Raw genomic sequence first — 19,860 nt, 5'->3', positions numbered from 1 at the left:
GTCCTCTCGTCAGTTGAGTCGGGTCAGAGCTGGCTCATCGCGTTGTCGAGGTCCCCGATGAGATCGTCCGCGTCCTCGATGCCGACGGAGAGTCGGATGAGGTTTTCGGGGACGGCCAGTTCGGTGCCCTTGACGGAGGCGTGCGTCATCTCGGACGGGTAGTTCATGAGGGACTCGATGCCGCCGAGCGATTCGGCGAGGGTGAACAGCCTCGTGGACTCGGCGACCTTGCGGGCCGCGGCTTCCCCGCCCGTGAACTGGACCGAGATCATGCCGCCGAAGCGCCGCATCTGCCGCGCTGCGAGGTCGTGTCCCGGGTGCTCCGGCAGCCCCGGGTAGAGGACCTTCTCGACGCCCGGGCGGCCCACGAGCCACTCCGCGATCTTCTGGGCATTGTCCGAGTGGCGCTCCATGCGCACACCGAGCGTCTTGAGGCCGCGGGTCGTGAGGAAGGCATCCATGGGGCCAGACACTGCCCCGACCGCGAATTGGACGAACCCGATCTTCTCCGCCAGCTCGGCGTCCTTGACGACGACGGCGCCGCCGACGACGTCGGAATGGCCACCGATGTACTTCGTCGTCGAGTGGACGACGACGTCGGCACCCAGGGCGAGCGGGTTCTGGAGGTAGGGCGACGCAAACGTGTTGTCGACGACGAGGAGGGCCCCGGCGTCGTGCGCGACCTCGGCGAGCGCGGCGATGTCGGTGACCTTCATGAGCGGGTTCGAGGGCGTCTCCACCCACACGAGCCGGGCGCTGTCTTTGCCGCCAGCGGCCACTGCCGTCCGGACGTCGTCGGGCGCCGACATGTCGACGGGCTTGTTCTGGATGCCCCAACCGCCCAGCACCCGGCTGATGAGCCGGTACGTGCCGCCGTACGCATCGTTGCCGAGGACGATCCGGTCCCCGGGGGTGCACAGGGCGCGGATGAGCGCGTCCTCAGCCGCGAGGCCCGAACCGAACGAGAACGCGTGCGACCCTCCTTCGAGGGCGGCGAGCTGCTCCTGGAGCGCATCGCGGGTCGGGTTGCCGCCGCGGCCGTACTCGTAGCCCGAGCGCAGGCCGCCGATGCCGTCCTGCGCATAGGTGGTGCTGAAGTGGAGGGGCGGAACGACCGCGCCCGTGCGCGGCTCGAACTCCTGACCGGCGTGGACAGCGCGGGTGTTGAAGCCGTGGTTGGTCTCGCTCACGTGCAGCTCCTTGTCTGACACTTGCGTCTATTTGTTCAGGTTCGCGAGCAGGTCGTGCCGCGTGACAATGCCGATCGGGGCGCCCACGAACGTCACCATGAGGGCATCCGCCTCGGTGAGCATCTCGCGCGCCGTGCCCTGGCTCTCGAGCGAGCCGATGACGGGCAGGCGTGCACCCATGTGCTCCGAGATCTTGTCGGTGAGCTTCGCGTCTCCCTTGAACAGCTTCGCGGAGAGCGCGCGCTCATCGACCGCGCCGAGCACCTCTCCCATCACGACCGGCGGCTCGTTCGAGAGGACCGGGAGGTGGCTCACGCCGTACTCCGTCATGATGTCGATGGCCTCGCGGACGGTCTCGTTCGGGTGCGTGTGGACGAGGTCGGGGAGCTTCCCGTCCTTGCCCTTGAGCACGTCGCCGACCGTCGCCTCGGAGGCACCGGGGAGGAAGCCGAAGGACCGCATCCAGTCGTCGTTGAAGATCTTGGCGAGGTAGCCGCGGCCGCTGTCGGGAAGGACGACGACGACGATCGCCGACCCGGGCAGGTCCCGCGCCGCGCGCAGGGCAGCTACTACTGCCATGCCCGACGAGCCGCCGACGAGGAGGCCTTCCTCGCGTGCGAGCCTGCGGGTCATGGCGAACGACTCCGCGTCGCTCACGGCAAGCACCTCGTCGGGAACGGCCTTGTCGTAGTTCGCGGGCCACATGTCCTCGCCCACGCCTTCGACGAAGTAGGGCCGGCCGGTGCCGCCGGAGTAGACGGAGCCTTCGGGATCGGCCCCGATGACCTTGACCTGGCCGCCCTCGGCTTCGGCACGGTCCTTCGAGACGTCCTTGAGGAAGCGCCCGGTGCCGGAAATCGTGCCGCCGGTCCCGGCACCGATGACCACATGGGTCACCTTGCCGTCGGTATCGGCCCAGATCTCGGGGCCAGTCGTCTCGTAGTGGCTCGCGGGGGCGCCCGGGTTGGAGAACTGGTCAGGCTTGAACGCGCCCGGGATCTCGCGGACAAGGCGGTCCGAGACGCCGTAGTACGACTGGGGCGAGTCCGGCGGGACTGCCGTCGGCGTCACGACGACCTCGGCGCCGTACGCCTCGAGGACGGACCGCTTCTCCTGGCCGACCTTGTCCGGGACCACGAAGATGCACTTGTAGCCCTTCTGCTGGCCCACGAGCGCAAGGCCTACGCCGGTGTTGCCGCTCGTCGGCTCGACAATCGTGCCTCCAGGCTGAAGCTTGCCGCTGCGTTCCGCCTCCTCGATCATCTTGAGGGCAATGCGATCCTTGATGGAGCCGCCCGGATTGAGGTACTCGAGCTTCACAAGAACGGTGGCCTTGATCCCCTCGGTAACCTTCTGGAGCTTGACCAAGGGTGTGTGGCCGATGAGCTCGACGATGGAGTTGGCGTATTTCACGCCCCAACTCTATCGGTTGGGCCTGACAGGCCAGAGATTGCATGTACTCCCTTGACGCGAGCGAGGGGACGACGAGCGGCTCTTCGAAAGCGACACGCCCGCGATTGACTTAATCGAACACAGTTTCGAAAATGGAGGTATGTCGCTCCCGCTCAGCTCCGCGTCCGCCGCCTCTGCGGCGGAGCAGCTGCGCGAGCTCCAGGAGCGCATCCACCTCCTACAGGGGCGCAGAAATCGCGAGGCGACGTACGCCGTCCTCCCCGCCTTCTCGCCACTGCTCCCCTACGGCCTCCGCGCGGGCGCCGTCTACTCACTCGAGGCACCCCTCTCCGTGGCGATGGCCCTTCTCGCGGCCCCCTCCGCGGAGGGCCACTGGTGCGGCGTCGCCGGCATTCCGGACTTCGGTGCCGAGGCGGCGGCGGGCTTCGGCATCTCTCTCGAGCGGACGGTTCTCGTCCCGGATCCCGGCGAGCGCTGGCTCGTGACCGTCTCGGCCCTCGCCGACGTCCTCCCTCTTCTGCTCGTCCGGCCTCCCGCCCTGGCAAGTGGCGGCGAAGCGTCCCGGCTCTCGTCCCGGCTCCGGGAGCGCGGATGCACACTCCTCATCCTCGGTTCATGGCCTCAGGCCGAGGGAGTCCTGAGCGTCGAGGGCTCCCGGTGGAACGGCCTCGGAGACGGACACGGGCACCTGCGCAGCCATCGAGTCGACCTTGTCTGGTCGCAGCGGGGGAAGCGCCGGACGACGATCGTGGACCTCGCGGCGCTTCATGCCGATTCGACCCAGCCGGGCGAGGCGCGGCTCTCGGGAGCGCGGCCGTGAGCGTGCGCGCCACAGCGGGCATGGCGACGCCGATCCAGGCCTCGGCGCTCCCGCGGGCACTCGTGGTGTGGTTCCCTGACTGGCCGCTCGTCGCGGCCCAGCTCGCAGGCGAGCTGGAGGACCGCGTCCCGGCCGCCGTCATCGACAAGGGCCTCGTTGCCGTGTGCTCGTCGGAGGCCCGAGCGGCCGGCGTCGTCCGTGGCCTGCGGGTGCGCGAGGCCCAGTCGCGTTGCCCCGATATCGCGGCCATTCGAGCCGACCCCACACGGGACGCGAGGGAATTCGACGAGGTGCTCGCCGCCGTCGAACGCGACCTGCCGGGGGTCCACGTGCTGCGGCCCGGACTGTGCGCGTGGCGCGCCCGTGGGGCGACGCGGTTCTACGGAAGCGAGCAGGACGCCGGCGGTGCCGCGCTCGAGGCGGTTGCCAGACTCGGGCTTGAGGCGCGTGTAGGCGTGGCCGACTCGGTCTTCGCCGCCGAGCAGGCCGCCCGCTGCGCGAGCGAGCTCGCAGCCCTCTCCGTGGTGCCTCCGGGGGGCTCCCGAGACTTCCTCGCGCCACTTCCGATCGCAACGCTCGGCGACCCCAAGCTCGCCTCGCTCCTCGTGCGGCTCGGCATCCGCACCCTCGGCGCATTCGCTGCGCTGCCCGAAGCCGAGGTCCGTTCGCGATTCGGGCCCGAGGGAGCGCTCGCCCACGCGCGGGCCTCCGGGCTCGACCCACAGCCCGTCGTGCCTCGCGTTCCGCCCACGCCCCTCGAACGCGCAGCGGACTTCGAGCCCGGGCTCGACCGCATCGACCAGATCGCTTTCGCGCTACGACCGGCTGCAGAGGAGTTCGTCGAGGGCCTGCGCCGCGCGGGTCTCGCGTGCACTGAACTCCGGGTGCAGATCCTCGACGACGCCGGCCGGAGGTCCGAGCGCTGTTGGGGCCACCCGCGGCAGTTCGGGGCGAGTGACGTCCTGGACCGGGTGCGCTGGCAGCTCCAGTCCGGGGAGGGAGCGTCCGCCGGAGGCCAGACCGGGGGCCAGTCGGGAGGCCGAGCTGGAGGCCGGACGCGAGGCCAGACGGAAGGCCAGACGGGAGGCCGAGCGAGGCCGACCTGGCGCTCGACGGACGAGTCCCTCGCCGCGCCCGTCGTGCAGGTCCGCCTGCTGCCCGAGCGGACCGACCAGCTAGGGCTGCGAGGCCAGGCGTTGTTCGGCGGCGTCGACGAGCGCCTCGACCATGGGCTCAGACGCCTCCAGAGCATGCTCGGGCACGGTTCAGTGCTTCATCCGGTCAGCGCCGGAGGTCGTCTTCTCGCGGAGCGCTGCCTCATGGTCCCGTGGGGCGAGGACGCTCCATCTGAAGCGTCCGCCCTGGCCCAGCGCCCGTGGCCCGGGTCCGTCCCGGCGCCACTGCCCACAACGGTGTTCACCGAGCCCGTACCGGTCGAGCTCCTCGATGCCGAGGCGCAGCCGCTCCGCGTGAATGGGCGAGGGGCGGCCGCGTCACCTGTCTGGTTCCGGCCCGGACCCCGCGAGGACCGGCGTCCCGTGCGTAGCTGGGCCGGGCCGTGGCCTCTGCGGCAGCGGTGGTGGGACCCCGCGGAGAGCCGGAGCGCGGAGCGCTACCAGATTGTCGACGACCACGGCGAGGCGTGGCTCCTCATTGGGACCGAGGGGCAGTGGTGGGCCGAGGCCCGCTACGACTGAGGAGGAACTCTTGGGCTTCAACAATCCTTCCATTCGGTGGCAGGACCTCCACGACATCCTCGAGGGGAAGAAGGTCACGCTTCCGAGGACCGGGGCAGGGCGTCCGCCGATCGAGCACGACGGCGGCGACAGTCCCGCGTGGTCGCGCAAGCGCGGCCCGTATATCCCGCTGCCGCAACTGGCGAGCGCTGCGCAAGTCGATCCGGGACGGGAAGCCGGGACGCCGGCGTCGTCCGCTGCCGTGCCGCACGTCCCCTATGCCGAGCTGCATGCCCACTCGCACTACAGCTTCCTCGACGGAGCCTCCTCCCCCGAGGAACTCGTGGAGGAGGCCGTGAAGCTGGGCCTGCACGCTCTGGCGATCACGGATCACGACGGCTTCTACGGCGTCGTGCGGCTGGCCGAGGCCGCGGAGGCCTACGGCTTGAAGACGGTGTTCGGAGCGGAGCTCTCGCTCGCACTGTCCGCGCCGCAGAACGGGGTACCCGACCCAGAGGGCGAGCACCTCCTGGTCCTGGCCCGAGGCGAGCAGGGCTACCACCGACTGGCCGGCGCCATCACGGAGGCGCAGCTCGCGGAGGGAGCCGAGAAAGGGCGGCCTGTGTACCGGCTCGACGATCTCGCCGAGCGCCTGCGCGGCCATGTGCTCGTCCTCACCGGCTGCCGCAAAGGAGCGGTCCGGCAAGCGCTCGCGGACGACGGCGAGCTGGCCGCCGAGCGCGAAGTGCGGCGCCTCATGCGCCTGTTCGGCGAGGAGGGCGTCGCCGTCGAGCTGTTCGACCATGGCAATCCCCTCGACAGCGCACACAACGACGGCCTCGCGGCCATCGCAGCCCGCCTCGCACTGCCGCTCGTCGCGACCAACGCGGTTCACTACGCCGACCCCGGCCGGCATCCCCTTGCGACCGCCGTCGCTGCCGTACGAGCCCGCCGAAGCCTCGACGAGGCGGACGGGTGGCTCCCAGCGAGCGACGGCGCGCATCTGCGCAGCGGGGCCGAGATGGCGCGGAGATTCTCCCGCTATCCGGGCGCACTCGAGAACACCGTGCGGTTCGCCGATGAGCTCGCATTCCCGCTGCGCTCGGCCCGCCCCAAGCTCCCGAAGCAGGAGGTCCCAGAGGGGCACACGCCCATGACCTACCTCCGGGTGCTCGTCGAGCGTGGGCTCGTGGACCGGTACGGCACGCCGGGGGTGGATTGGCGGGGGCCCGCCGCGGTCGAGGACGTGAGGCGCCGCGTCGAGCAGGAGCTCGACGTGATCGAGCGGAAGGACTTCCCGGGTTACTTCCTGATCGTGCACGAGCTCGTCCAGTTCGCGCGGAGCCGCGGGATCCTGTGCCAGGGCAGGGGCTCGGCCGCGAACTCCGCGGTGTGCTACCTGCTCGGCATCACCGCCGTCGACAGCATCCGCTACCGGCTCCCCTTCGAACGGTTCCTCTCGAGCCTCCGGGAGGAGGAGCCGGACATCGACGTCGATTTCGATTCCGACCGACGCGAAGAGGTCATCCAGCACGCGTACGAGAAGTACGGGCGGGCCAACGCCGCGCAGGTCGCGAACGTCGTCAGCTATCGCCCCAAGAACGCCGTCCGCGACGTCGCGAAGGCTCTCGGCTACAGCCAGGGGCAGCAGGACGCGTGGTCCAAGCGGCTCGAGCGCTGGGACGCGCTCTCGGCCGGGCAGCGCGCCGAAGGCGAGCACGGTTCGGACGACGACGGGATCCCACCGCGGGTCTTGGCTCTCGCCGAGCAGCTGCTGGGGGCCCCACGCCACTTGGGCATCCATTCGGGCGGGATGGTCCTGACAGAGCGGCCGGTGGGCGAAGTCGTGCCGATCGAGCACGCCCGCATGGAGGGCCGGACCGTCCTGCAGTGGGACAAGGACGACTGCGAATGGATGGGGCTCGTCAAGTTCGATCTCCTCGGGCTGGGCATGCTCGCGGCGCTGCAGTACTGCTTCGACCTCGTCGATGAACACTTCGGGGAGCGCTGGCGGATCGAGGACATCCCCAAGGAGGAGCCGGCGGTCTACGACATGCTGTGCCGTGCCGACTCCGTGGGGGTGTTCCAGGTCGAGTCGCGGGCGCAGATGAGCACGCTTCCCCGGCTCCGGCCGCGGCGCTTCTACGACCTCGTCGTCGAGATCGCGCTCATCCGGCCGGGGCCCATCCAGGGTGGCGCCGTCCACCCGTACATCCGCCGCCGAGCAGGCGAGGAGGAGATCACCTACCCGCACCCCCTGCTCGTGCCCGTCCTCGAGCGGACGCTCGGCGTGCCGCTCTTCCAGGAGCAGCTCATGCAGATGGCGATGGCGATCGGTGACTGCACCGCCGAGGATGCCGACCTCTTACGCCGTGCTATGGGATCCAAGCGCGGCGTCGAGCGGATCGGAAGCCTCCACGACAAGCTGTTCGCGGGCATGGCCGCCAACGGCCTCTCGCCCGAGGAGTCGAAAGCGGTCTATACCCAGATCGCGGCGTTCGCGGACTTCGGCTTCGCGGAGTCGCACTCGATCAGCTTCGCGGTTCTCGTGTACGCGAGTTCCTGGCTCAAGCTCCACTACCCGGGGGCGTTTCTCGCAGCGCTCCTTCGGGCCCAGCCCATGGGCTTCTACTCGCCACAGACCCTCGTCGCCGACGCCCGGCGCCATGGCGTCACGGTGCTGCGCCCGTGCATCCTCCGTTCGCAGGCGGAGGCGTGCCTCGAACCGTTCGAGGAGGTGCCCCATCATCCCGGTATGGACTCGTGCCTCGAGTTCAACCAGCCTGAGCCTGGTCCGTTCGATCCGGAAGCGCCCGATCGCAGCCGGGAGCACCGGCGCGACGCCTCGCGCGTGGTTCGGATGGGCCTTTCGAGCGTCACAGGGATCGGCAAGGACCTCGCGGAGCGGATCGTCGTTGAGCGCGAGGCCAACGGCGCCTATGGGGATCTCGCCGAGCTCTCCCGCCGGGTGGGGGTCTCGTCAGAGCAGCTCGAGGCCCTCGCTTCGGCGGGAGCGTTCGAGATCCTCGGCCTGACGCGGCGCGAGGCACTCTGGCGGGCGGGCGCTGCGGCGCTCGAACGGCCTGGCCAACTGCCCGGCAGCCAGCCGTTCGTGCAGCCCCCTCTCCTGCCCGAGCTCGGCCCAGAAGAAGCCGTCGCAAGCGACCTGTGGGCGACCGGAGTCGCCCCCGACGATCATCCGGTGCGCCACGCGAGGGCTGAGCTCGATGACCGGGGCGTCCTTCGGATCGACCAGCTGCGGCAAGCAGAGCCGGGAAGCCGCGTCGAGGCCGCCGGCGTGATCACGCACCGGCAGCGCCCGGGGACCGCCCAAGGCATCACCTTCATGAACCTCGAGGACGAGACGGGCATCCTCAACGTGGTCTGCAGCCGGGGCGTGTGGGCGCGATACCGTCGCGTTGCCCAGGGAGCCGGCGCGATGATCGTGCGGGGGATGCTTGAGCGGTCGAAGGAAGGTGTGACCAATCTGGTCGCGGACCGTCTCGAACCGCTCAGGCTCTCCGCGAAGACCTCATCCCGCAACTTCCGCTGACGGGCCGGCTGCCCTCACTGTCCCGCTGGCGGCTGGGCGGCCTCCCACAGCCCGAGCACGTTGCCCTCGGAATCCTCGAAGTACGCGGCGAAGCCCATCTGACCCACCGGCATCTTGGGTACGACTGTCTTCCCGCCGAGCGACTCGACTTTCGCCAAGGCCGTGTCGATGTCCGCGACGTCCACGGTGATCACTGGCGTCCTCGGGAACTGTTCGTTCCGGGTGTACATGCCGCCGTTGATGCTGCCGGGCTCGAGCGGCGAGCCGGATTCGTCGGAAGGCGCGGTGCCAACCATCGTGTAGTCCATCTCGGGGACCGGCATGATCTTCCAACCGAACGCCTCGGTATAGAACGTCTTCGCGCGGGCCGAATCGTCCGCAGGGATTTCAAAGTGCACGACTTTTCCGGACACGATGGTGCCTTCCTGTCTTCTCTGCCAGCCCTCCCCGAGATCGGCCCGTGGCCGACACCGCGATTCTCATTGCCTCCCCTCCGGCCGTCAACACTTAGGACCGGCGGGGTCACGGACCGGGTGTCGGGGAGCCGTGACATGATGCTCCGGTGACACTCGCAGCCCCACTCCCCCGGATCGGTTCCGCCGACGCAGGGGACGAGTGGGAGGCGCCCGAGTGCTATTCGCTCGCCACGACATGCTTCCCCCTACAGCGCGGGGACGGCGACCCGACCTTCGCGGTCAATCCAGACGGGCTCTGGACCGCCTTCCGCACGCCGCACGGCCCGGCGTCCGTCCTTCTCACCCAGGTGCCGGGTCGGGTGCGCGCGCGGGCCTGGGGCGAGGGGGCGTCGGCGGCCGTCGCCTCCGTCCCAGCGCTTCTGGGGCTCACGGATACCTGGGAAGCGTTCGACGACGAAGCCTTCCACGCGTCGCTGCCGCCCCTCGTGCGAGAGTCACGACGGCGGAATCCAGGGTTGCGGCTCCCGGCGACCGGGCGGGTGGTTGATGCCCTCGTGCCGACGATCCTCGAGCAGAAGGTCACGACGCTCGAGGCCCGGCGCGCGTACCGCTATCTCCTACGCCGGTTCGGTTCGCCCGCTCCCGGTGCTGGCCGGGTTGCGCCCCCGGGCCTCCTCCTCGCTCCGACTGCGGCCGAGTGGCTCCGTGTGCCGTCGTGGGAATGGCATCGCGCCGGAGTCGGCCCCCAGCGCTCGGCAACGGTCATGCGCGCGTTGCGCTCGGCGTCGGGCCTCGAGCGTCTCGCGGCAAGGCCAGCCGCCGAGGCGGCGGCCGCCCTGCAGTCGATCCCGGGCATCGGGATCTGGACGGCCGCCGAGGTCACGCAGCGGACGCATGCCGACCCGGACTCCGTCTCGGTGGGCGACTTCCACCTCGCCAAGTTCGTCGGCCACGCTCTGACGGGCCAGCGTACCGACGATGCCGGGATGCTCCGTCTCCTCGAGCCTTGGCGCGGCCAGCGGCAGCGCGTCGTGCGGCTGCTCCTCCTCTCCGGCGTGCGCGCCCCGCGTTTCGGGCCGAAGCTGACTATCCAGGACCACAGGACGCACTGATGCCACTGGCCATCACGGGAGCAGCCCTGCTCGTTCTCGGCGCAATCGCGGTGGCTACTGGGATACTGCCCTGGCCGGCGCTCGGCGCACTGGCCGACCGGGTCGTACCGATCCTCGCGTTCGTCGTGGCCATCACAATCGTCACCGAACTGCTCAACGCCTCCGGGCTCTTCGAATGGATCGCCGGGCACTTCCGGCGCTGGGGCCGCGGCCGCACGTTCCTGCTGTGGATCCTCGTCGCCTGCCTCTCACTCGCCGCGACCATCTTCCTCTCGCTCGACACGACCGCCGTCCTGCTCACCCCGATCGTCGTGGTTCTCGCGCGCCGCTGCGGCCTCCCGCCCCTCCCGTTCGCCCTCACAACCGTGTGGCTCGCGAACACCGGCTCGCTGCTCCTGCCCGTCTCCAACCTGACGAACCTGCTGGCTCTGCACACGTTCGGCGATGTTTCGCCCGCAGCCTTCGCGGCACGCATGGCACTGCCAGCGCTGTGGTGCGCACTCGTGCCGCTCGCGGCCGTCGTCGTCCTCTTCGGCAAGGACTTGCTGGGGCGCTACGAGCTGAAGCAGGCGATTCTGGTCAGCGCTGACACCGCCCCGACGGCAACCGACCCTCCCACGACCGACCCGCCCACGACCGACCCCGTCCTGCTGTGGATTGGCGCTGCGGTGCTCGCTGCACTTCTGCCCGCGCTCGTCTCCGGGATCTCGGTGTGGATTCCCGCGAGTGCGGCAGCCGCCGTGCTCGTTGCGGCGTTCGGTGCTCGTCGGCGGACTGCGCTCCGGTGGAGACTGGTCCCATGGCAGCTCATCCTGTTCGCGGCAGGCCTCTTCGTGGTGATGGAAGCGCTCCAGCACGCGGGTGCGAAGGAACTCGCGGGCAGCCTGTTGGGTACGGGAAGTGGCCCCTTCGACCTCGTCAGGGTTTCTGCAGCAGGTGCGGCCGTGGCCAACGTCGTCAACAATCTGCCCGCCTATCTCGCGCTCGAGCAGGCTGCGGGTGCCCCTGCCCGGCTTGCAGCCTTGCTCGTGGGCGTCAACGCGGGGCCCCTCATCACCCCTTGGGCCTCGCTCGCGACGCTCATCTGGCACGAGCAGCTGCGGCGGCTCGGCGTCAGGATCTCGTGGTGGGGCTACGCGGCCGCGGGCACCGTGCTCGTGCCCCTCATGATCGTGCCTGCAGCGCTGCTCGCCTCGCTCTAGTACGCTGCGCGGCTCCTTCCGGCCCAGGTGACCTCCGCAAATCACTCAAAACACGGCGTGGCGTGAGAGACGCGCCGAAGGGGCCACTCAGAAACGGGCAGGAGCGGGGAACATCTCTGCGCGCAGGCCGTCAGCCCTCGAGCCCGAGCCGCACAATGGCCTCCTCGCGCATCTCGACCTTCCGCACCTTCCCAGAGACGGTCATGGGGAAGCTCGAGCGGAGGTCGACGTATCTGGGGATCTTGTAGTGCGCGAGGCGCCCTCGGCAGAATTCAGCGAGGTCCTCGACGGCGAGTGGTTCGGCGCCGGGCTTCAAGATGATGCAGGCCATGAGCTCCTCGCCGTACTTCTCGTCCGGGACCCCGATCACCTGGACGTCCTGGATGCTGGGGTGCTCGTAGAGGAATTCCTCGATCTCGCGGGGGTAGATGTTCTCGCCGCCACGGATCACGAGGTCCTTGATGCGGCCCTCGATCACGATGTACCCGTCCTCGTCCATGCGCGCGAGGTCCCCCGTGTGCATCCAGCCGTCGGCGTCGATTGCCTCCGCCGTCTTGTCCGGTTGGTCCCAATATCCCGCCATCACGGCATAGCCCCGGGTGCAAAGCTCCCCGATCTCCCCCCGCTCCACGACGTCGCCGCCTGGATCGACGATCTTGCTCTCGAGATGCGGCATCGTGCGCCCGACCGTCTCGGTTCGGTGGGCAATCGAATCTCCGAGCCGAGTCATGGTGGAGACTGGCGACGTTTCGGTCATGCCGTAGCAAATGGCCACGTCCTCCATGTGCATGTCAGAGATGACGCGCTTCATCACTTCAATCGGGCAGGTGGAACCGGCCATCACGCCCGTCCGGAGGGTGTCCAGGCGATATGAGTCGAAGTCGGGCAACGCGAGTTCGGCGATGAACATCGTCGGCACGCCGTAGAGCGAGGTCCCGCCGAATTCCTGCACTGCCCTGAGGCTGGCGGCGGGGTTGAAGCCCCGTCCCGGCAGGATCGTGGCACAGCCGTGCGAGAACGCGTTGAGGTTTCCGATGACCATGCCGAAGCAGTGGTAGAAGGGCACCGGGATGACGATCCTGTCCTCCTCCGTGTACCCGAGCAGTTCGCCGATCGAGAAGCCGTTGTTGAGGATGTTCCGGTGCGTGAGGGTCGCACCCTTCGGGAACCCCGTGGTGCCGGACGTGTACTGGATGTTGATGGGATCATCCGGGCTGAGGGTCGCTGCCCGCTCCTCGATGGAGGCGGGGACCTCCTCGGCTCGGGCCGCAAGCGCGTCCCACGTGGTCTCGTCGCCTGACTCCGGCGTGCCCGCGGCGAACCCCGCGCCTCCCGCACTCGTCGGCGCCGGGAGGAACACGAGCTCGCGCAGCTCCGGGCACTGGGCCAGCGCTTCGCGCGCCAGCGCGACGTAGTCGCTCGAACGGTCGGACGGCGCAACCACGAGCATCCGCATGCCGTTCTGCTTCACGACGAAGACAAGTTCGTGGGCCCGGTACGCGGGATTGACGTTGACCAGGATCGCGCCGATCTTGGCCGTCGCGTACTGGAGGATCGTCCATTCGGCGCAGTTCGGGCTCCAGATCCCGATCCGGTCGCCCGCCGCCACCCCGGCGGCGAGGAGGCCACGCGCCACACGGTCAATGTCGCCGTCGAGCTCTCGGAAGGTCCAGCGGCGGGCGGCGCCAGGGTCGCCGTCGACCGCGGCCTCGACGAGCGCCTCCCGGTCCCCGAACCCCTCGACGATCCTGGCGAAATTCTCCCCTATGGTCTCCTCGAGCAGGGGCACATCGGTCTCTCCGGCGGTAGACGACAGCATGGCTTTCCTGATCCTCCTCGATCGCGCGGGCACCGCCAGCTGCGGCTGGCAGCAGGCTAACAAGCTGACGCCTGCGCGGGAATGGCCGCCCGAGAACGACGACGGCGCCGCCCCCTGAAAGGGAACGGCGCCGTGGCGTCGGGTGCGGCTAGTTCTCGCCTCGGGATGCCTGAGCCTCGGCAACCTTGCGGTGGACGTCCTCCATGTCGAGGCCCTTGACCGCAGTGATGACCTGCTCGAGCGCCTCGGGCGGAAGAGCGCCGGGCTGCGAGAATACGAGGACCTTCTCGCGGAAGGCCATAAGCGTCGGGATCGACGTGATGTTGGCCTGGGCCGCGAGGACCTGTTCGGCCTCGGTGTCGACCTTGGCGAACACGACGTCCTCATGCTTCTCGGACGCCGCCTCGTACGTCGGAGCGAACTGGCGGCAGGGCCCGCACCACGAGGCCCAGAAGTCCACGAGCACAATGTCGTTCTTCTCGATGGTGTCGGCGAAGTCTTCGCCTGTGATGTTCTTGGTGGCCATTGACGCTCTCCTCACGATTGCGGTCGTCTAAGGAATCAACGACCTATTCCGGAGGAACATTCCCCCAAGCCCACGCGTCAAACGGCCGCCGGCTCGTGCTCCGAGAGGTAGGCGCGCCCCGCGAGCGCGATTCCGATGGCAATCACGAGGGCGACGGCGGCGACGAAGAACGGGATCGGCGCGCCGAAGGTTTCGCCGAGCTTGGTCGCGACATACGGCGCGAGCGCGCCGCCCATCCAGCGGACGAAGTTGTAGCCGGCGCTCGCGACTGGGCGGGGCGAATCGGAGACGCCCATGGCCAGTTCGGTGTAGACGGTGTTGTTGACCCCGAGCAGGGCGCCGGCGACGATCACGAGGACCACGATGGCGGGCACGGAGTGGACGGCAGCGGAGAGGCCGATACCCGCGAGGTCGAGGGCAAGGCACGCGAGGGTCCCCGTGAGGACCTTGACGTCCCCGAAGCGGGTCTGGAGCTGGGGTGCGACGAACACCGAGCACAGGGCCAGGGCAACTCCCCAGCCGAAGAACACCGCGCCGATCCCGTACGCGCTCATGCCGAGGATGAACGGGACGAAGGCGAGCACCGTGAAGAAGCCGAAGTTGTAGAAGAAGGCGCTGCCCGCCGTCGTCCGCAGGCCTGCATGGGCGAGGGCCCGGATCGGCGCGCTGAGCCGCGTCTTCTTGGCTGGGGCGGGAGTCTTGGGGAGCATGACGACGAGGGCGATGAAGGCGATCGCCATGAGCGTCGCGGTCCCGAAGAACGGGGCGCGCCACTTCCAGCCGCCGAGCAGGGCCCCAGCGAGCGGGCCGAGCGAGATGCCGAGACCGAGGGCGGCCTCGTAGAGGATGATCGCGGTCGACGTCCCGCCGGTCGCGACGCCGACGATCACCGCGAGCGCGGTCGCGACGAACAGGGCATTGCCCAGGCCCCAGCCAGCCCGGAAGCCGACGAGCTGCCACACCGAACCGCTCGTGCCGGAGAGCGAGGCGAAGACGACGATGAGGGCCAGGCCGATGAGGAGCGTCTTCTTGCCGCCGATCCGCGAGGAGACGAAGCCTGTGACCAGCATCGCCACCGCCGTGACGAGGAAGTAGCTCGTAAAGAGGAGCGATACCTCGCTCGGGGTCGCCTTGAGGTTGACCGCGATGGACGGGAGGATCGGGTCCACGAGCCCGATGCCCATGAACGCGAAGACGGCGGCGATGGCCGTCGCCCAGACCGCCTTGGGCTGCCGGAAGAACGAGGCCTTTTCGGCCTCCAGGGTCTTTTCCGTGCCCGATGGCTCGTGGGAACTGTGGACTGCTGACTCGGCAGTCATGCGATGTGCTCCTTGGGGTTCGAGATGGTGTGAAGCCGCTCGTTGATCTTGTCCATGACGGGCAGGGCCGTGCGGAGGGCATCGAGCTCGGCGGGCTCGAGGGTTTCGAGGACATCGACCATGCGGGCGGTCCGGCGGCGGTTGGCCTCGCCTGAGGCTTGGTCGCCGGCTGCGGTCCGACGGACGACGACGGCGCGCGCGTCCTTGGGGTCGGTGCCCCTTTCGAGGAGGCCCGCCCGTTCAAGACGGCTGACTTGTTCGGTGGCTGAAGGGACCCTCACGCCGAGGTTTTCTGCGATGACGCCCATCCGCAGCCCCTCCCCGCCACACATGGTGAGGATGCTGACTTGGGTGGTGGAGAGCTCGAGGTCGCTGTCGAGCCGGCGCGAGACGAAGACGGCGAGGCGCAGCATTTTGCGGAAGCGATCAGCGAGATCCGCAAGCTCCTTGTCCTTCATACTTAGGTAGCCTAAATGTTAGGAAGCCTAAATTCAAGGGGTGAGACGGAGTTCACGGTGGCGGGGCCGGCTCGGGCCAGCGGAAGAACCGCACAGCGGAGGGCCTTTCGGAAGGGGGTTATCCCTTCGGGAAGGGGGTTATCCCATCGCGAAGGGGGTTATCCGGAAAGCAGGGGGTTGAAACCGGCGCCTCTGCTCGAAACCGGCGCCTCTGCTTGAAACCGGCACCTGTGCGGGGCGGCCGCCCTCCTGTGGAGAGACCCTCAGATACGACGAAACCCCGGTCCGTAGACCGGGGTTCCAGTGGGTGGCAGATGAGGGATTCGAACCCCCGTAGGCAATGCCAGCTGATTTACAGTCAGCCCCCTTTGGCCGCTCGGGTAATCTGCCGAGCACGCGTCAGAACTGGCCGAAGCCGGGTTCCGCTGAGCGAGCAAGACAACCTTACAGAACATCGGGGCGCCAGTCGAATCGGCGCCGTCGGCCGCAAACGTCAGGCGACGGAGCCGTCGTCGGACGTGCTGCTCAGGATCTCCCGCTGCAGCTTGACCTCGAAGAGCGCTGCCTGTTCAGCCGTGATCTGGTGGAGCGCAACGGCCCGCTGGAGATCCTCGTGGATGCCGCCGAGGCGCGCCTCGGGCGCCTGCGCGGGCGACATGACGATGCCGGCCGCGACAGTAGCAGCGACGACGCCGCCGGCAGCGGCCGCGACACCGTCAACGACCACGCGGACTGCGGAACGCTTCGCTGAGGATTCCGAGTTGGACTTTCGTGCCACGATTGCTCCCTTCCGGGGTCTTCCGTCCACTCAACGTTCTCGTGCCAACATCCGCTCCCGCTGGACTTCGGCTAAGAGTGAACTGTGACCGCGAGCGCCCGCCCACAGGGAGCAACTAGGCTGGGGCGCAGACAACCCCACGCCCGTCGCACGAAGCGGCGCGCCACGTGCAGGAGGCAGCAATGGCTGATTCGACATTCGACGTCGTGAGCAAGGTCGACAAGCAGGAGGTCGCCAACGCGCTCAACCAGTCGCAGAAGGAGATCGCGCAGCGCTACGACTTCAAGGGGGTCGGCGCGGAGATCGACCACAGCGGCGAGAAGATCCTCATGAAGGCCAACTCGGAAGAGCGCGTCAAGGCCGTCCTCGACGTGTTCCAGTCGAAGCTCGTCAAGCGCGGCATCTCCCTCAAGTCCCTCGACGCGGGCGAGCCGTTCGCCTCGGGCAAGGAGTACCGCATCGAGGCGTCCATCAAGGAGGGCATCTCGCAGGAGCACGCGAAGAAGATCTCGAAGCTCATCCGCGACGAGGCGCCGAAGAGCGTCAAGGCCCAGATCCAGGGCGACGAACTGCGGGTCTCGTCGAAGTCGCGCGACGACCTGCAGGCCACGATCACCCTTCTCAAGGGCTTCGAAGAAGCGGACCTGCAGTTCGTCAACTTCCGCTGACAGGCCGGAGCAAACGGTAGCAGTCGGATCGTTTTTGTTTTGTCGGACGCCCCGTGCGGGTATCGGGACTGAAGCGTGCGGAGATGCCGCTGTCATGGGCTGGGGCCTTGACGGTGTCGCGCCGCATGCAGCATGGGTGGTGCCCCCCGGCCGGAGTTCGGTTGAGTGCATGGCCGGGGGACGTCCGCGCTCTGCCAGACCGCTCTACGCTCTGCCAGACCCCGCTCTACCAGACGACGAGATCAGTGAGCTGGGGGCTGCTCGCCTGAGCCCTGAGCGCCGTCATGGTGGTCGCGTCGTTGTCCCTTCCGACGATGCAGACTTCAATTCGGTGAGGCCCTGAACCAGGCTCGCACGAATGCCCGATCTCACCGACCATGATCCTGTCGCAGTCGACGTAGCCGTGAAGGTAAGGCCTGTTCCCACGTGCGCGATGCCCACCGGGAGCCCCCGACCAATGGACATCGGAGAGGTCAGCGAGCCTCACCTCGCTCCTCCGTCGGTCGTTCCATTTCCTCCGCACCCACACCGTCTTCCCCGGCATCCTCGCGCCTCATCTCCCTCTATCTCCCCGTCGTTCGGGTACCGGTTACCCAGCTTGGCTAAGACCAACCCTTAATTGAGAGATCGACACTCAAATCGAGGGACGAGGCGAAAAGGCCTGCTCCATTACCCAGAGCCCAGCCGCGCGCTACCGTCTGCGCATGACTCTTGAACGATGGCAGCGGATCTCCGAATGGCCTATGATCGCCGCCGCCCTCCTGTTTCTCGCCGCCTACTCCGTGCAGGTGATCGCGGACCTTCGCGGCTCAAGGGTCTTCCAGAACCGTGCAGGGGCCGCGTTGCGCGGACGGCTGCTCACCTTCGTCCTGGGCTCGGCCGCCGTCCTCGTGTACTGCGGCGCACTCGCGGGCCTCGACGCCGAACAGAATGACCCCGGCGCCAACATCCGATCCTTTGGCGACGCGCTCTGGTGGGCACTGACGACGATAACGACTGTCGGATACGGCGACCGCTACCCGGTGACGATTGTCGGGCGCTTCGCCGCCGCGGGCCTGATGCTCTCGGGAATTGCAGTCCTCGGCGTCGTCACCGCATCCATCGCCTCGTGGCTTGTCGAGAACGTATCGAAGGAGACGGCAGCGAAGACCGCGGAAGCGATCGAAGAAGCGGTTGAAGCCATGGACGACCCGCTCGAGGAACAGATCCGGACGCTCACCGAGCAGGTCGAAAAACTCACTGCGGCCCTAGAGTCCCGGAACCGGCGACCCTACAGGCCAAGCGAATCTTGACGCCGATCGGCGTCCCTGAGTATCAGCTAGCGTCAGTATCAGCTAGCGTCGCTTGCCCATGCGCCATGTGAGACCTGGAGCAAGTCTCAGCGTCACACCCCGGCGACTGTTGAACGTCACGGGACCGACGCGCTCGCTCACCGAGACGCCCGACTTCGAGACGTTCACGCTTGTGTTCTTGCCGAGCGTGAAGCGCTTGCGGTAGATGAGGCCCACGTCTCCCCCTTGCCTGAATGCGCTTTGCCTGAATGCGCTGTGGAATCCTAAGTCGGATGCTAGCAGTTCGCGGCTGATTGCATTCTGGGGCAGCTTCACTGCCAGGGCATAGCCGTAGCACAGCTGGGCTGGATAGCTTCTTTCCAAGCGATGCACCGGTACGGTGCGAGGGCCTCAGGACCGGGGGCCCTGTGCCGGGCATCGCCCACGTGCCCTTCGCATGGGTGAGGCCCCGGACTTTGGTCCGGGGCCTGGTGCGTTGTACGGGGCACCGCCCCGTTCAGCGTCAGGGCGCAGGCGGTTCGACGCCCATCTCGCGCAGGTGCTCCAAGAGAGCCCTCTCGGGGTGACCACGGTGCGTAACGAGGAGGCGGCGGAGGCGGACCTTCGCGGCTTCGCAGAGCGCTGGGCCTTCGAGCACCTCTCGCAGGATCCCGACCACTTGCTCGCTCAGCGTCTCCCTATCCGCCTCTTCGCGAGGCAGCTCGGGCAGGGCATCGGCTAACAGCACCTCAACCATGGTCTGGACGCTACAGGTAGACAGAACGTTCTGTCCATAGGTTCTGATATGGAGTGGCCTGCTGTCAAGTGGGCATGGTGAGGCGCCGTCGGGAGGTTTCCCGGCGGCGCCTCGCTGCTTCGCGAGCGGGGGGTGTTGGTCGAGCGTGTCATTGGGCGACGCGCGGTCACACTGATATGCGCGGGTTGGCTACCGCAGGACGGTGGTTCGGCTGGAGCCGGTCCGCGTGTCTAAGAACGAGCGTGAGGCCTTCGGCCCTGCTCATAGAACTCTCGCGGGTGGCTCCACGCGCTGCCGCCAACACCCAACCCCGGGCGAAGCAGTCAGCGGGGGCTCAGTCGTCGTCCATGACGGCCAGGGACCAGCACCAGCCGGCGAGCTCGCGAGCGATCGCGACGTTCGCGACGGTGGGGCGCTTGCGGCGCTCGAGGAACTTCACCCATCGGGCGTGCAGGCGACGGTTGCCCTCATCGCCCCGGACCCGCGCGGCGGCGGGGGCCAGATCCCACCGGTCGAGCATGGTCTTCCCTACGGTGTAGCGGGCCCTGTGGTGCCAAGCCGCTTCGACCAGGAGCCGGCGGACGTGGGAGTTGCCGGTCTTGGCGATCGGTCCTTGGGCGCGGGAGGAGCCCGAGGAGTGCTCGGACGGGGTGAGTCCGACGAAGGAGCCGATCGTAGCCCCCGGTGAACCGGTGCCAGTCCCCGATCTCCACTGCGAGGGCAAAACCGGTCAGGGTGCTCACACCGCGCAGGCAGCCCAGGCGGCGCACGACGGGTGCGAACTCGCTCTCGGCGGCCAGCTCTTCGATCGCGGAGTCGAGCCGGCCACGACGGGACTTCGTGGCGAGGGCGGCCTCGTAGCCGGAGTCGAAGGCCGTCCGG

The 19,860-nt window shown here is 68.3% G+C and carries 19 protein-coding genes and 1 tRNA gene; 7 read left to right on the top strand and 13 right to left on the bottom strand.

Annotated elements, in window-relative coordinates; translation table 11 throughout:
- Positions 1–23 precede the first annotated feature (23 nt).
- Complete coding sequence (locus tag L0M17_RS04395; RefSeq protein WP_241056304.1) at positions 24–1,196, bottom strand: cystathionine gamma-synthase; 1,173 nt, start codon at positions 1,194–1,196, stop codon at positions 24–26.
- A 21-nt stretch (positions 1,197–1,217) separates the two neighbouring features.
- Positions 1,218–2,603: a cystathionine beta-synthase gene (locus tag L0M17_RS04390; RefSeq protein WP_241051645.1), complete on the bottom strand. Its 1,386-nt coding sequence runs from the start codon at positions 2,601–2,603 to the stop codon at positions 1,218–1,220.
- 139 nt (positions 2,604–2,742) lie between these two features.
- Here L0M17_RS04390 and imuA' point away from each other — a divergent pair, with 139 nt between their 5' ends.
- The 3 genes from imuA' to L0M17_RS04375 are packed head-to-tail and all read left to right on the top strand — an operon-like array spanning position 2,743 to position 8,652.
- Positions 2,743–3,423 carry a DnaE2-dependent mutagenesis accessory factor ImuA' gene (gene imuA', locus L0M17_RS04385; RefSeq protein ID WP_241051643.1) on the top strand — a complete coding sequence of 227 codons (681 nt, stop codon included), beginning with the start codon at positions 2,743–2,745 and terminating at the stop codon, positions 3,421–3,423.
- Positions 3,420–5,120, top strand: coding sequence for a DNA polymerase Y family protein (locus tag L0M17_RS04380; RefSeq protein ID WP_241051642.1), 1,701 nt, complete (start codon positions 3,420–3,422; stop codon positions 5,118–5,120). The genes imuA' and L0M17_RS04380 overlap by 4 nt, the downstream gene beginning before the upstream one ends.
- A 10-nt stretch (positions 5,121–5,130) precedes the next feature.
- Positions 5,131–8,652: an error-prone DNA polymerase gene (locus tag L0M17_RS04375; protein ID WP_241051629.1), complete on the top strand. Its 3,522-nt coding sequence runs from the start codon at positions 5,131–5,133 to the stop codon at positions 8,650–8,652.
- Positions 8,653–8,666: 14 nt separating this feature from the next.
- Here the strand turns inward: L0M17_RS04375 and L0M17_RS04370 are convergent, their stop codons facing one another.
- Positions 8,667–9,065, bottom strand: a complete 399-nt coding sequence (locus L0M17_RS04370; RefSeq protein WP_241051627.1) for a VOC family protein — start codon at positions 9,063–9,065, stop codon at positions 8,667–8,669.
- A gap of 149 nt (positions 9,066–9,214) precedes the next feature.
- Between L0M17_RS04370 and L0M17_RS04365 the strand changes: the two genes are divergently transcribed.
- Together L0M17_RS04365 and L0M17_RS04360 are read left to right on the top strand one after the other, a co-directional pair.
- Positions 9,215–10,180, top strand: a complete 966-nt coding sequence (locus L0M17_RS04365; protein WP_241051626.1) for a DNA-3-methyladenine glycosylase family protein — start codon at positions 9,215–9,217, stop codon at positions 10,178–10,180.
- The gene (locus tag L0M17_RS04360; protein WP_241051624.1) at positions 10,180–11,382 is read left to right on the top strand and encodes an SLC13 family permease; all 1,203 of its coding nucleotides are present in this window, start codon (positions 10,180–10,182) and stop codon (positions 11,380–11,382) included. Before L0M17_RS04365 ends, L0M17_RS04360 begins: the two co-directional genes overlap by 1 nt.
- Positions 11,383–11,512: 130 nt before the next feature.
- Here L0M17_RS04360 and L0M17_RS04355 read toward each other — a convergent pair whose 3' ends face one another.
- The 6 genes from L0M17_RS04355 to L0M17_RS04330 all read right to left on the bottom strand — a co-directional run bounded on the left by L0M17_RS04355 (position 11,513) and on the right by L0M17_RS04330 (position 16,282).
- Entirely contained in the window at positions 11,513–13,201 is a 1,689-nt protein-coding gene (locus L0M17_RS04355; RefSeq protein ID WP_241051611.1) for an AMP-binding protein, read from the bottom strand.
- A 148-nt stretch (positions 13,202–13,349) separates the two neighbouring features.
- Positions 13,350–13,727, bottom strand: a complete 378-nt coding sequence (gene trxA / locus L0M17_RS04350) for a thioredoxin (RefSeq protein WP_241051608.1) — start codon at positions 13,725–13,727, stop codon at positions 13,350–13,352.
- Between the two features lie 77 nt (positions 13,728–13,804).
- Entirely contained in the window at positions 13,805–15,046 is a 1,242-nt protein-coding gene (locus L0M17_RS04345; RefSeq protein WP_241051596.1) for an MFS transporter, read from the bottom strand.
- The gene (locus L0M17_RS04340; protein ID WP_241051594.1) at positions 15,043–15,504 is read right to left on the bottom strand and encodes a MarR family winged helix-turn-helix transcriptional regulator; all 462 of its coding nucleotides are present in this window, start codon (positions 15,502–15,504) and stop codon (positions 15,043–15,045) included. Before L0M17_RS04340 ends, L0M17_RS04345 begins: the two co-directional genes overlap by 4 nt.
- 308 nt (positions 15,505–15,812) lie before the next feature.
- A tRNA-Tyr gene (locus L0M17_RS04335) sits at positions 15,813–15,894 on the bottom strand.
- A gap of 103 nt (positions 15,895–15,997) precedes the next feature.
- The gene (locus tag L0M17_RS04330; protein WP_241051587.1) at positions 15,998–16,282 is read right to left on the bottom strand and encodes a hypothetical protein; all 285 of its coding nucleotides are present in this window, start codon (positions 16,280–16,282) and stop codon (positions 15,998–16,000) included.
- A gap of 182 nt (positions 16,283–16,464) precedes the next feature.
- On the opposite strand from L0M17_RS04330, the gene L0M17_RS04325 reads away from it, so the two are divergent.
- Positions 16,465–16,950: a YajQ family cyclic di-GMP-binding protein gene (locus tag L0M17_RS04325; protein WP_241051578.1), complete on the top strand. Its 486-nt coding sequence runs from the start codon at positions 16,465–16,467 to the stop codon at positions 16,948–16,950.
- A gap of 226 nt (positions 16,951–17,176) precedes the next feature.
- On the opposite strand, the gene L0M17_RS04320 is transcribed toward L0M17_RS04325, so the two are convergent.
- Positions 17,177–17,437 carry a hypothetical protein gene (locus L0M17_RS04320; RefSeq protein WP_241051576.1) on the bottom strand — a complete coding sequence of 87 codons (261 nt, stop codon included), beginning with the start codon at positions 17,435–17,437 and terminating at the stop codon, positions 17,177–17,179.
- 217 nt (positions 17,438–17,654) lie between these two features.
- Between L0M17_RS04320 and L0M17_RS04315 the strand changes: the two genes are divergently transcribed.
- The gene (locus tag L0M17_RS04315) at positions 17,655–18,242 is read left to right on the top strand and encodes a potassium channel family protein (protein ID WP_241051574.1); all 588 of its coding nucleotides are present in this window, start codon (positions 17,655–17,657) and stop codon (positions 18,240–18,242) included.
- Between the two features lie 42 nt (positions 18,243–18,284).
- Here L0M17_RS04315 and L0M17_RS22615 read toward each other — a convergent pair whose 3' ends face one another.
- From L0M17_RS22615 to L0M17_RS23080, 3 genes are all read right to left on the bottom strand, one after another.
- Entirely contained in the window at positions 18,285–18,458 is a 174-nt protein-coding gene (locus tag L0M17_RS22615; protein ID WP_241051567.1) for a DUF4236 domain-containing protein, read from the bottom strand.
- A gap of 286 nt (positions 18,459–18,744) precedes the next feature.
- Positions 18,745–18,978, bottom strand: coding sequence for a hypothetical protein (locus tag L0M17_RS04305; RefSeq protein WP_241051565.1), 234 nt, complete (start codon positions 18,976–18,978; stop codon positions 18,745–18,747).
- 334 nt (positions 18,979–19,312) lie between these two features.
- Positions 19,313–19,702, bottom strand: coding sequence for a transposase (locus L0M17_RS23080; protein WP_504970740.1), 390 nt, complete (start codon positions 19,700–19,702; stop codon positions 19,313–19,315).
- Positions 19,703–19,860 lie beyond the last annotated feature (158 nt).

Source organism: Sinomonas terrae, assembly GCF_022539255.1.
GTDB classification, from domain to species: Bacteria; Actinomycetota; Actinomycetes; order Actinomycetales; family Micrococcaceae; genus Sinomonas; species Sinomonas terrae.
This window is presented reverse-complemented; position numbering and strand designations above follow the sequence as displayed.